Annotated in this window: 7 protein-coding genes; 5 read left to right on the plus strand and 2 right to left on the minus strand. The window is 39.3% G+C overall.

The features are described 5' to 3' along the window. Positions 1–12: 12 nt before the first annotated feature. A complete protein-coding gene (locus tag ACN076_RS05550) occupies positions 13–2,286 on the minus strand; it encodes a Xaa-Pro dipeptidyl-peptidase (protein ID WP_420789570.1) in 2,274 nt (757 codons plus the stop codon). A gap of 379 nt (positions 2,287–2,665) precedes the next feature. Here ACN076_RS05550 and ACN076_RS05555 point away from each other — a divergent pair, with 379 nt between their 5' ends. From ACN076_RS05555 to pyk, 3 genes are all read left to right on the plus strand, one after another. Next, positions 2,666–5,767 carry a DNA polymerase III subunit alpha gene (locus ACN076_RS05555; RefSeq protein WP_420789571.1) on the plus strand — a complete coding sequence of 1,034 codons (3,102 nt, stop codon included), beginning with the start codon at positions 2,666–2,668 and terminating at the stop codon, positions 5,765–5,767. Between the two features lie 81 nt (positions 5,768–5,848). Further along, positions 5,849–6,856 carry a 6-phosphofructokinase gene (pfkA, locus tag ACN076_RS05560; RefSeq protein WP_000820862.1) on the plus strand — a complete coding sequence of 336 codons (1,008 nt, stop codon included), beginning with the start codon at positions 5,849–5,851 and terminating at the stop codon, positions 6,854–6,856. 58 nt (positions 6,857–6,914) lie between these two features. Next, complete coding sequence (gene pyk / locus ACN076_RS05565; RefSeq protein WP_001042818.1) at positions 6,915–8,420, plus strand: pyruvate kinase; 1,506 nt, start codon at positions 6,915–6,917, stop codon at positions 8,418–8,420. 393 nt (positions 8,421–8,813) lie between these two features. Here pyk and ACN076_RS05570 read toward each other — a convergent pair whose 3' ends face one another. After that, a complete protein-coding gene (locus ACN076_RS05570) occupies positions 8,814–9,800 on the minus strand; it encodes an L-lactate dehydrogenase (protein ID WP_000204728.1) in 987 nt (328 codons plus the stop codon). Between the two features lie 194 nt (positions 9,801–9,994). Between ACN076_RS05570 and gyrA the strand changes: the two genes are divergently transcribed. Then, positions 9,995–12,463, plus strand: a complete 2,469-nt coding sequence (gyrA, locus tag ACN076_RS05575; protein ID WP_077805045.1) for a DNA gyrase subunit A — start codon at positions 9,995–9,997, stop codon at positions 12,461–12,463. Further along, entirely contained in the window at positions 12,463–13,206 is a 744-nt protein-coding gene (gene srtA, locus ACN076_RS05580) for a sortase SrtA (protein ID WP_261043453.1), read from the plus strand. The genes gyrA and srtA overlap by 1 nt, the downstream gene beginning before the upstream one ends. Positions 13,207–13,325: the final 119 nt, after the last annotated feature.

Raw genomic sequence — 13,325 nt, forward strand, 5'->3', positions numbered from 1 at the left:
TTAACTCCTTTTTTAGTGAGGTAGGATAAGAGTAGACTGTTCAAGATCAACAGTCAGCTGGTAAGCGGTATTATCACGGATTGTGATTTCAAAGTCAGTAGTATAGAGGACTAAACGAAGAGTATCTCCTTCTTTTAACTTGTAAATAGTAGGTTGTAGTTCAAATTGGATGTCCATCCATTCATTTTCCTTAATATCCTCTACTAACAATAAATCAGTTCTATTTTGTAAATTGAGGTAACCTTTTGTCACGACTCGTTGTGCATCTGGTCTAATTGGTAATTCACAGAGATTTTCCAACATGTGATAGCGTCCATTATCAATGGTTTTAGCACTTAAAATAGCTGGATAAGGTTGTAGGTATTTCTTTTGACCAAGTTCCAGTAGTTGAGCAGATAAAAGCCCCTTGTTTGTGCTGGATTTGATACGAAGATTGAGTTGAGCTCGACCGTTCAAGTGAAGATCCTTAGTCACAGGAAGGTCAATAGTAATCTGATTGACTTTCCCTTGATAGAGTTCTGTATTGAAGGTTTGGTAGGTCTTACCATAGCGCTCAAAATCCTTATCTGGGTACTGGTTTTGAATGATTTTCTCTTCTTGACCAAGTGAGAAGGTTTCAAAGTTTTCTTGCCCACCGAAGTTATCAAGTGATAACCAAGTCTGAGGGGCTGTATTGTCCTGCCAGATAACAGTAGGAAGTTGGAAATCTGTATCTTGTCCCAGTAATTTCTTTGTCAACAAGGCGTTCATGGACTCACGGAAGTCAATGGACTGCCAGTTGTTCATGTACACATGGGCGCCATTATGAAAAAAGAGATGCTTATTTATATTAGTAGGAAGAGCATGAAACATTTTGTAAACATGAAGTGGTTTGACATTCCAATCCTGTGAACCGTGGGTAAAGACAACATCTGCTTTTACCTTATGGGCATTGAGCAGATAGTTGCGATCATGCCAAAACTGATTGTAGTCACCAGACTTGCGATCCAGTTGTTCTTTTACTTTTTCTAAGTCAGCTTTGTGAGCTTCATTGCCACGGATATAGTCGCCAGCCAAGAGATTACGAGAATAGGTTAACTCAGCAAGGGAGTCAAAGTCCTCACCTGGATAGCCACCTGGGCTAGTCACCAGACCGTTTTCACGGTAGTAGTTGTACCATGAAGAAATGCCAGCCTCAGCAATGATAACCTCTAAACCATCGACGCCTGTAGTCGCAAGCCCATTTGACATGGTTCCAAGATAGGAAAGTCCAGTTGTGGCTACTTTTCCATTTGACCAGTCAGCTTTGACTTGACGCTGACGCGTGTGGTCGGTAAAGGCACGACAACGACCATTAAGCCAATCAATGACATTTTTATAAGCTTCGATTTGCTGGTAGTCGCCATTAGTCATGAAACCAGTAGAGTCTTTGGTACCAACACCTGAGACATAGAGATTGGCAAAGCCTCTCGGAAGGAAGTAGTCGTTTAGTGTATAGCTAGAGTTGATGTGACTTAGCTTTTCCTCAGTTTCAGCCACAAGCTCAGCTTGGCCTTGAGGTTGGACGAGATTTAATTGAGGTTTCTCTAGTTCAATCTTATGAGCAGGTTTAACCTCAAGCTCGCCCTCCATCTTGTAGAGAGCCTTATCGCTTGCCGTGTCATTTGTTCCCTGATGATAAGGACTGGCTGTCATGATGGCAGGGATTTTTCCATCAAAACGAGGACGAATAATGCTAACCTTGACTAAGTCTGGTAGCCCTTTTTGGTCGGTATCGACACGAGACTCAACGTAAACGACTTCACGAATGACATCATGGCTGGAAAAAGTTGCTAAACTCTTGCCGTTAAAGTAGTGGTAGTCATTATCCTCCGGAATAAGACCATCACTAACAAGTTGGTCGATAAGAGTATTTCCCTTTTTGGTGCGAGTATTGAGTAACTGATAGAGATTTTCAATCAAGTCACCGTATGCAATAGGAAATCCAGTCTCTTTACGAAAAGATTCACTGTCTTCGAAGTCAATCAAATAAGAAAAGCCTAAAAGTTGAAAAGCAACAGTATAAAAAATATCTGCTGTCAGTTCATCTTCTGATTGAAAAAATGTTAGCAGGTCTGTTTTTTTATCAGCTGCTAGGATGGAAAGTGGGTAGTTGGTGTCTTGATAAGTGAAAAAGAAACGACTTAGAAAAGACTCCAACATCTTTTTATTTGTTGACTCAGATGGAAAATCAAATCCATACTTTTTTAATTCATATAAAATAGTATCTCTTGGAAGTGATAAATAGCTGAATTGATTAAAGCGCATAAAACCTCCTTGTAAAATAATAATTAAATTTATTATATCAAAAAAATAGGAGAAAGGGAATTATTAAGTGAGAAAGAAATTAATTAAAGAATAATGAATATTATTTATATGAAAAACAGGTATAACTCTATAGTTCAAAGCAAGTTATCATGGTAAATAGATTAACCGGATGTGTCTTTCTGTTTTAAAAGATATATTCACTTCTTGGGATAAAAAAGTAAAAAAATTACCGGATCATTTGATTCTTTAAATGTATTTTTGCTTTTTTCGTTCAAAAAATTTTACTTTAAGGATAAAATAGAGATAGGAGTCATTGCTTTTGTCTTTCTATTTTTGAAAATGGTATAATATAGTGAGAAGGATAGAGGAGAAGTGTAAATTGATCGCACAACTAGATACAAAAACAGTCTATAGTTTTATGGAGAGTGTTATTTCAATCACCAAGTATGTGAGAGCAGCTAAAGAATTCGGCTACACTCATCTGGCTATAATGGATATTGATAATCTTTATGGTGCTTTTGACTTTCTAGAGGTTACAAAAAAATATGGCATTCATCCTTTATTAGGGCTTGAAATGACTGTATTTGTGGATGCTCAGGAAGTGAATTTGCGCTTTTTAGCTCTATCTAGTGTAGGCTATCAGCAGTTGATGAAACTTTCAACAGCCAAGATGCAGGGGGAGAAAAGTTGGTCAGTTCTATCTCAGTATCTGGATGATGTCGCGGTCATTGTACCTTATGTTGATGGACTTGAGTCGCTCAATCTAGGCTGTGATTATTATATTGGAGTTTATCCAGAGACACAGGCCAGCGAATTTCATAATCCAATCTTGCCCCTTTATCGGGTCAATGCTTTTGAAAGCAGGGATAGAGAAATTCTGCAAGTGTTAACAGCGATTAAAGAAAATCTCCCCCTCAGAGAAGTTCCCTTGCGCTCACGACAAGATGTGCTTTTATCTGCAAGCTCTTTAGAGAAACTATTCCAAGAACGTTTTCCTCAAGCCTTGGAAAACTTAGAAAAGCTTATTTCAGGTATTTCTTATGACTTGGATACTAGTCTGAAACTGCCTCGCTTTAATCCAGCTAGACCAGCAGTAGAAGAGTTGAGAGAACGTGCTGAATTGGGGCTTACTCAGAAGGGGTTGACTGGTAAAGAATATCAAGACCGTCTAGACCAAGAATTGGCTGTTATTCATGATATGGGATTTGATGATTATTTCTTGGTTGTTTGGGATTTATTGCGTTTTGGACGTTCGAATGGCTATTATATGGGTATGGGACGGGGTTCTGCAGTTGGTAGCTTGGTTTCCTATGCCTTGGACATCACAGGGATTGACCCAGTAGAGAAAAATCTGATTTTTGAACGTTTCCTCAATCGTGAACGCTATACTATGCCTGATATTGATATTGATATTCCAGATATTTATCGTCCAGATTTTATCAGATATGTTGGCAATAAATATGGTAGTAAACATGCGGCTCAAATCGTTACTTTTTCAACCTTTGGAGCCAAGCAAGCTCTACGAGATGTCTTGAAACGCTTTGGTGTTCCTGAGTATGAATTATCTGCAATTACCAAGAAAATCAGTTTTCGTGATAATCTTAAGTCAGCCTATGAAGGGAACCTTCAGTTTCGTCAGCAAATCAATAGTAAGTTAGAATACCAAAAAGCCTTTGAAATTGCCTGCAAGATTGAGGGATATCCAAGACAAACCTCTGTCCATGCAGCTGGTGTTGTAATCAGTGACCAAGATTTGACCAACTACATCCCCCTAAAGCACGGTGATGAAATTCCACTGACTCAGTATGATGCTCATGGAGTTGAAGCTAGCGGGCTTTTGAAAATGGACTTTCTGGGACTGCGGAATTTGACCTTTGTCCAGAAGATGCAAGAATTACTTGCAGAAACAGAAGGTATTAAGATAGTTATCAACGAGATTGATTTGGAAGACAAAGAAACGCTAGCTCTTTTTGCTTCTGGCAATACAAAAGGTATCTTTCAATTTGAGCAACCTGGAGCTATTCGCCTGCTCAAGCGTGTGCAGCCAGTCTGTTTTGAAGATGTCGTAGCAACTACTTCCCTAAATCGACCAGGTGCTAGTGATTATATCAATAATTTTGTGGCAAGAAAGCATGGGCAGGAAGAAGTGACTGTTCTGGATCCAGTACTGGAGGATATTTTGGCTCCAACTTACGGAATTATGCTCTATCAGGAGCAGGTTATGCAGGTTGCTCAGCGTTTTGCTGGATTTAGTCTTGGGAAAGCCGATATTTTGCGCCGAGCTATGGGGAAAAAGGATGCCTCTGCCATGCATGAGATGAGGGCTTCTTTTATTCAAGGTTCATTAGAAGCTGGACATACTGCGGAAAAAGCAGAGCAGGTTTTTGATGTTATGGAGAAGTTTGCAGGTTATGGATTTAATAGATCTCACGCCTATGCCTACTCAGCCTTGGCCTTCCAGTTGGCTTATTTCAAAACGCATTATCCAGCCATTTTTTATCAGGTCATGTTGAATTCCGCCAACAGTGATTACTTAACAGATGCCTTAGAAGCTGGCTTTGAAGTAGCGCCTCTGTCCATCAACACCATTCCTTATCACGATAAAATTGCCAACAAGGCCATCTATCTAGGATTGAAATCGATTAAGGGAATCAGCAAGGATTTGGCACTTTGGATTATTGAAAATAGACCCTATTCTAACATTGAAGATTTTATAGCTAAATTACCTGAGAATTATTTGAAACTTCCTCTGCTAGAACCTTTGGTAAAAGTTGGTCTTTTCGATTCATTTGAAAAAAATCGCCAAAAAGTATTCAATAATTTAGTTAATCTATTTGAATTTGTAAAAGAGTTAGGAAGTTTGTTTGGAGATACTATTTATAGTTGGCAGGAATCGGAAGATTGGACAGAACAAGAAAAATTCTATATGGAACAAGAACTTTTAGGGATAGGTGTCAGTAAACATCCCCTACAAACTATTGCAAGTAAGGCTATTTACCCGATTACCCCAATTGGGAATTTGTCAGAAAATAGCTACGCTATTATTTTGGTTGAAGTTCAGAAAATAAAAGTAATTCGTACCAAAAAGGGCGAAAACATGGCTTTCTTACAGGTAGATGACAGTAAGAAAAAATTGGATGTTACTCTCTTTTCAGACTTATATCGACAGGTTGGGCAGGAAATAAAAGAGGGAGCCTTCTACTATATAAAAGGAAAAATCCAGTCACGTGATGGCCGTTTGCAAATGATTGCACAAGAAATAAGAGAAGCAGTTGCTGAACGCTTTTGGATACAGGTGAAGAATCATGATTCGGATCAAGAAATTTCACGTATTTTAGACCAATATAAAGGCCCAATCCCAGTCATCATCAGGTATGAAGAGGAACAGAAAACAATCGTTTCTCCCCATCATTTTGTAGCTAAATCCAATGAATTAGAAGCGAAATTGAATAAAATGGTTATGAAAACGATTTATCGCTAAAAATACGGAAAATAGAAGAATTTTAAAATCAAATGTGGTATAATCAATAAGAATGTTAAAAGAAAAAGGAGCATAACCAATATGAAACGTATTGCTGTTTTGACTAGTGGTGGAGACGCCCCTGGTATGAACGCTGCTATCCGCGCAGTTGTTCGTCAAGCAATTTCAGAAGGAATGGAAGTTTTTGGTATCTATGATGGATATGCTGGTATGGTTGCTGGTGAAATTCATCCCCTAGATGCAGCTTCAGTAGGAGACATCATTTCTCGTGGTGGTACTTTCCTTCACTCAGCTCGCTATCCAGAGTTCGCTCAACTTGAAGGGCAACTTAAAGGGATTGAGCAATTGAAAAAACACGGGATTGAAGGTGTAGTTGTTATCGGTGGTGACGGATCTTACCACGGCGCTATGCGTTTGACTGAACATGGCTTCCCAGCTATCGGTCTTCCAGGTACAATCGATAACGATATCGTTGGTACTGACTTTACAATCGGTTTTGACACAGCGGTTACAACTGCTATGGATGCTATCGATAAGATTCGTGATACATCATCAAGTCACCGTCGTACTTTTGTTATTGAAGTTATGGGACGTAACGCTGGTGATATCGCTCTTTGGGCTGGTATTGCAACTGGTGCTGATGAAATCATCATTCCTGAAGAAGGATTCAAGATTGAAGATATCGTAGAAAGCATTAAATGTGGTTATGAGTGTGGTAAAAAACACAACATCATCGTCTTGGCAGAAGGTGTGATGTCAGCAGCTGAATTTGGTAAAAAACTAAAAGAAGCTGGGGATACAAGCGACCTTCGTGTGACAGAACTTGGACATATTCAACGTGGTGGTTCTCCAACTGCGCGTGACCGTGTATTGGCGTCACGTATGGGTGCGCATGCTGTTAAACTTCTTAAAGAAGGTATCGGTGGTGTTGCGGTTGGTATTCGTAACGAGAAAATGGTTGAAAACCCAATTCTTGGAACTGCAGAAGAAGGAGCATTGTTTAGCCTTACTGCAGAAGGTAAGATTGTGGTTAACAACCCACACAAAGCCGACATTGAGCTATCTAGCTTGAATAAGAGCTTGTCATAATTTACAATTTAGTTAATAAGACCAAAAAGGTCATATATATAAAGGAGTCACAAAAATCATGAACAAACGTGTAAAAATCGTTGCAACTTTGGGTCCTGCGGTAGAAATCCGTGGTGGTAAAAAATTCGGTGAGGACGGATACTGGGGTGAAAAACTTGATGTTGAAGCTTCAGCTAAAAACATTGCTAAATTGATTGAAGCTGGTGCTAACACATTCCGTTTCAACTTCTCACACGGTGACCACCAAGAACAAGGTGAGCGTATGGCAACTGTTAAACTTGCTGAAAAACTTGCAGGTAAAAAAGTTGGTTTCCTTCTTGATACAAAAGGACCAGAAATCCGTACAGAATTGTTCGAAGGTGAAGCTAAAGAGTATTCATACAAAACTGGTGAGAAAATCCGTGTTGCAACTAAACAAGGAATCAAATCAACTCGTGAAGTGATTGCATTGAACGTTGCTGGTGCTCTTGATATCTATGATGATGTTGAAGTTGGTCGTCAAGTTTTGGTTGACGATGGTAAACTTGGTCTTCGTGTGGTTGCTAAAGATGATGCAACTCGTGAATTTGAAGTTGAAGTTGAAAACGATGGTATCATCGCTAAACAAAAAGGTGTGAACATTCCTAACACTAAAATTCCTTTCCCAGCTCTTGCTGAACGTGATAACGACGATATCCGTTTCGGTCTTGAACAAGGTATCAACTTCATCGCTATTTCATTCGTACGTACTGCAAAAGACGTGAACGAAGTTCGTGCAATCTGTGAAGAAACTGGAAACGGACATGTTCAATTGTTCGCTAAAATCGAAAACCAACAAGGTATCGATAACTTGGATGAAATCATCGAAGCTGCTGATGGTATCATGATCGCTCGTGGTGACATGGGTATCGAAGTACCATTCGAAATGGTTCCAGTTTACCAAAAAATGATCATCACTAAAGTCAATGCTGCAGGTAAAGTTGTTATCACTGCAACAAACATGCTTGAAACAATGACTGAAAAACCACGTGCAACTCGTTCAGAAGTATCAGACGTATTTAACGCTGTTATCGACGGAACTGACGCTACAATGCTTTCAGGTGAGTCTGCAAACGGTAAATACCCACTTGAGTCAGTAACTACAATGGCTACAATCGATAAGAACGCTCAAACTCTTCTTAACGAATACGGACGTTTGAACTCAGATTCATTCGAACGTAACTCTAAGACAGAAGTAATGGCTTCAGCTGTTAAAGATGCTACTAACTCAATGGACATTAAATTGGTTGTAACTCTTACTAAGACAGGTCACACTGCACGTTTGATCTCTAAATACCGTCCAAATGCTGACATCTTGGCATTGACATTCGACGAATTGACAGAACGTGGATTGATGTTGAACTGGGGTGTTATCCCAATGTTGACAGATGCTCCATCTTCAACTGACGATATGTTCGAAATTGCTGAACGTAAAGCAGTTGAAGCAGGTCTAGTAGAATCTGGTGACGATATCGTTATTGTTGCTGGTGTACCAGTTGGAGAAGCTGTTCGTACAAACACAATGCGTATCCGTACAGTACGTTAATTAATAGAAAAATAGCCTATCGTATCAAGCTGTATAGCCTGTATGATGGGCTTTTTTTGTATATGAGCAAAGTTTTTACTTTTGATTTAATGCAACTGTAGCTAAAGAGTAAATCGTTGCTTGTTCCATACTTTTTGTGATGTGAGTATAAATCTGATTGGTAGTCTTTTTGTCTTCATGCCCAAGACATGACATGATAGCTTTTAAAGGGATATTGTTTTTTGAACGAAAATTTCATAAAATGTTTAGTTCTTATAGTGGATTACAACTAGAATAGTACGCCGTGGCTGCTAAAATATTTCTAGAAATTAATTTGTTCTATCTTATTTCAATTTACTATAATATAGATAAAAAACAACTCCCTGATGATTCAAGGAGTTGTCTATAGTTAAATTAGTTTTTTGAAGCTGCTTGGAATTCTGGGTTTTTCCATGCTTCGTCAATGATAGCTTGCAATTCTTTAGCAGATGCTTGCATTTTTTGGGTTTCTGCGTCGTTCAATGGAATGTTTACTGGACGAACGATACCATGTGCACCAACAACAGCTGGTTGACCGATAAAGACATTCTTAACTCCGTATTGACCTTCTTGGAATACTGAAAGTGGAAGTACTGCGTTTTCATCGTCAAGGATTGCTTTAGTGATACGAGCAAGGGCTACTGCGATACCGTAGTATGTTGCACCTTTTTTGTTGATGATTGTGTAGGCTGCATCACGAACACCTTCGAACAATTCAATCAATTCAGCTTCTTGAACATTTTGAGTGTCTTTAAGGAATTCTTCAAGGTTTACACCAGCGATGTTAGCATGTGACCAAACAGCGAACTCAGAGTCACCGTGTTCACCCATGATGTAGGCGTGAACTGAACGAGCATCAACATCCAATTTTTCAGCAAGTGCTTGACGGAAACGAGCTGAGTCAAGTGAAGTACCTGAACCGATAACGCGTTCTTTAGGGAAACCAGAGAATTTCCAAGTTGAGTAAGTCAAAACGTCAACTGGGTTAGCAGCAACAAGGAAGATACCTTTGAAGCCTGATTCAACAACTTGAGTTACGATTGATTTGTTGATAGCAAGGTTTTTACCTACAAGGTCAAGACGAGTTTCACCTGGTTTTTGAGGAGCACCTGCAGTGATTACAACAAGGTCAGCGTCTGCACAGTCAGAGTATTGAGCTGCATAGATTTTTTTAGGTGAAGTGAAGGCAAGGGCGTGACTAAGGTCAAGCGCGTCACCAACAGCTTTTTCATGCAATTGTGGAATTTCGATAATTCCAAGCTCTTGTGCAATTCCTTGGTTAACAAGTGCAAAAGCGTAAGATGAACCTACAGCACCATCTCCGACAAGGATAACTTTTTTGTGTTGTTTAGTTGAAGTCATTGTTCTAAACATCTCCTTAATTTTATTCAGGGATTTCCCCAGTTATTTTAATTCTATCACTTTTAAAAAGCTTTGTCACGAATATGCCTTGGAGTTCTTGATGTAAACGTTTTAGCTAATTTGGATACCTGAAATATGGCGGACATTATGGTATAATATTATTAATTACTAATAGTGAAATGAGGCATTTATTAATGCAGGATAGAAATTTAGTGAATGTCAATCTGACAAAGGAGATGAAGACGAGCTTTATCGATTACGCCATGAGTGTTATCGTAGCGCGGGCTCTTCCTGATGTTCGAGATGGCTTGAAACCTGTTCACCGTCGGATTCTCTATGGAATGAATGAATTGGGTGTTACTCCAGACAAACCCCATAAAAAATCTGCTCGTATTACAGGGGACGTCATGGGTAAATACCACCCACACGGGGATTCCTCTATCTATGAAGCAATGGTCCGCATGGCTCAATGGTGGAGCTACCGTTACATGCTTGTAGATGGGCATGGAAACTTTGGTTCCATGGATGGAGATGGTGCTGCCGCCCAGCGTTATACTGAGGCACGTATGAGCAAGATTGCTTTAGAAATGCTTCGTGATATCAATAAGAATACGGTTGATTTCGTCGATAACTATGACGCCAATGAACGCGAACCCTTGGTCTTGCCAGCTCGTTTTCCAAACCTTTTGGTCAATGGAGCAACTGGTATTGCCGTTGGGATGGCGACCAATATTCCCCCTCATAACTTGGGTGAAACCATTGATGCAGTGAAGTTGGTCATGGACAATCCTGAAGTGACCACTAAGGACTTGATGGAAGTCTTACCTGGGCCAGATTTTCCAACTGGTGCTCTTGTTATGGGGAAATCAGGTATTCATAAGGCTTATGAAACAGGTAAGGGTTCTATTGTCCTTCGTTCTCGTACTGAAATTGAAGAAACTAAGACTGGCCGTGAGCGTATTGTTGTAACAGAATTTCCTTATATGGTTAATAAAACAAAGGTGCATGAGCATATTGTTCGTTTGGTTCAGGAAAAACGGATTGAGGGTATTACTGCAGTTCGTGATGAGTCAAACCGCGAAGGTGTGCGATTTGTTATCGAAGTTAAGCGCGATGCTTCAGCCAATGTTATCCTAAATAACCTCTTTAAGATGACCCAGATGCAAACCAACTTTGGTTTCAATATGCTTGCTATCCAAAATGGTGTACCGAAGATTTTGTCCCTTCGTCAGATTTTGGATGCTTATATCGAGCACCAAAAAGAAGTGGTCGTTCGGCGTACTCGTTTTGATAAGGAAAAAGCGGAAGCGCGTGCGCATATCTTAGAAGGTCTCTTGATTGCGCTAGACCATATCGACGAAGTGATTCGTATCATCCGTGCTAGTGAAACAGACGCAGAAGCACAAGCTGAGTTGATGAGTAAGTTTAAGCTTTCTGAACGTCAAAGTCAGGCTATTTTAGATATGCGTCTTCGTCGTTTGACAGGTTTGGAACGCGATAAGATTCAGTCAGAGTATGATGACCTCTTGGCTCTGATTGCGGATTTAGCAGATATTCTTGCTAAACCAGAACGTGTTTCTCAAATCATCAAAGAAGAATTGGATGAAGTTAAGCGTAAGTTTGGCGACCAACGTCGTACAGAGTTGATGGTCGGTGAAGTATTGAGTCTTGAAGATGAGGATTTGATTGAAGAATCGGATGTTTTAATTACGCTTTCTAATAAGGGATACATCAAACGTTTGGACCAAGCTGAATTTACTGCTCAAAAACGTGGTGGCCGCGGTGTTCAAGGGACAGGCGTTAAGGATGACGATTTTGTTCGTGAGTTAGTGTCAACTAGCACCCATGATCACCTGCTCTTCTTTACAAATAAAGGACGTGTCTATCGCCTGAAAGGTTATGAAATTCCTGAGTATGGTCGGACGGCCAAAGGTCTACCAGTAGTTAATCTCTTGAAATTGGATGAAGGTGAAAGTATTCAGACGATTATCAATGTTGAGTCTGAACGCAGTGATGATGCTTACCTCTTCTTCACAACCCGTCATGGTATTGTGAAGAGAACCAGCGTCAAGGAATTTGCTAACATTCGTCAAAATGGTCTCAAAGCACTGAATCTAAAGGATGAAGATGAGCTAATTAATGTCTTGTTGACGGAAGAAGATACGGATATTATTATTGGTACCAAGTTTGGTTATGCAGTTCGCTTTAATCAATCAGCCGTTCGTGGCATGAGTCGTATCGCCACAGGTGTGAAAGGTGTGAATCTCCGTGAGGGAGACACAGTAGTTGGTGCTAGCGTAATTACTGATCAAGATGAGGTTCTTATCATTACTGAAAAAGGATATGGTAAGCGTACAGTCGCGACTGAATATCCAACAAAAGGTCGTGGTGGTAAAGGAATGAAGACGGCTAATGTGGCTGAGAAAAATGGTCCTCTATCAGGTCTCTTGACTGTGAAAGGTGATGAAGACTTGATGATTATCACTGATACTGGTGTCATGATTCGAACCAATGTTGCCAATATTTCACAAACAGGACGCTCAACTATGGGAGTTAAAGTAATGCGTCTGGATCAAGATGCTAAAATTGTGACCTTTACAACGGTTGCAGCGGCAGAAAAAGAAGAAGTTGGGACAGAAAACGAAACAGAAGGTGAAGCATAATGTCTCAAAAAAATAATAAGAAGAAAAACAAACGAAAAAATCTGCTGACAAATATCCTAGCAGGATTTCTGATACTACTATCAATTGCTTTGATTTTTAATGCTAAAATTCGTGATATTTTCATAGTTTGGAATACCAATAAGTACCAAGTTAGTCAGGTATCAAAAGAAAAAATAGAAGAAAATCAGGATACAGAAGGAAATTTTGATTTTGATTCTGTCAAAGCTATCTCTTCTGAAGCGGTTCTAGCTTCTCAATGGGATGCTCAAAAATTACCAGTTATCGGCGGAATTGCAGTCCCTGAATTAGAAATGAATCTGCCAATTTTTAAAGGGCTTGATAATGTCAATCTCTTCTATGGTGCTGGTACGATGAAACGCGATCAAGTGATGGGGAAAGGAAATTATAGTCTAGCTAGTCATCATATTTTTGGTGTCAATAATGCTAATAAAATGTTATTTTCTCCTTTGGATAACGCTAAAAATGGTATGAAGATTTATCTAACCGATAAAAATAAAGTTTATACTTATGAGATACGTGAAGTCAAACGTGTTACACCGGATCGTGTTGATGAAGTTGATGATAGAGATGGGGTAAATGAGATTACATTAGTAACCTGCGAAGACCTTGCTGCTACAGAACGTATTATTGTAAAAGGCGATTTGAAAGAAACAAAAGATTATTCACAAACATCTGATGAAATCCTAACAGCTTTCAATCAACCATATAGACAATTTTATTAATACAAATCAGTGAAATCCTGGATTTCACTGATTTTTTAAGCTTTTCATAAGAATAAACTTTTATGAAATACAGAAAACGTTTCCTTAATTCTAAAGTTTGTGATATAATTATCACAAAT

Origin of the sequence: Streptococcus sp. K0074 (assembly GCF_048843365.1) — a bacterium.
GTDB classification, from domain to species: domain Bacteria; phylum Bacillota; class Bacilli; order Lactobacillales; family Streptococcaceae; genus Streptococcus; species Streptococcus mitis_BM.

Bases quoted from the DNA above. Each gene is read 5' to 3' on its own strand.
- ACN076_RS05550 (WP_420789570.1), bottom strand. From the start codon at position 2,286: ATGCGCTTTAATCAATTCAGCTATTTATCACTTCCAAGAGATACTATT.
- pfkA (WP_000820862.1), top strand. From the start codon at position 5,849: ATGAAACGTATTGCTGTTTTGACTAGTGGTGGAGACGCCCCTGGTATG.
- pyk (WP_001042818.1), top strand. From the start codon at position 6,915: ATGAACAAACGTGTAAAAATCGTTGCAACTTTGGGTCCTGCGGTAGAA.
- ACN076_RS05570 (WP_000204728.1), bottom strand. From the start codon at position 9,800: ATGACTTCAACTAAACAACACAAAAAAGTTATCCTTGTCGGAGATGGT.
- gyrA (WP_077805045.1), top strand. From the start codon at position 9,995: ATGCAGGATAGAAATTTAGTGAATGTCAATCTGACAAAGGAGATGAAG.
- srtA (WP_261043453.1), top strand. From the start codon at position 12,463: ATGTCTCAAAAAAATAATAAGAAGAAAAACAAACGAAAAAATCTGCTG.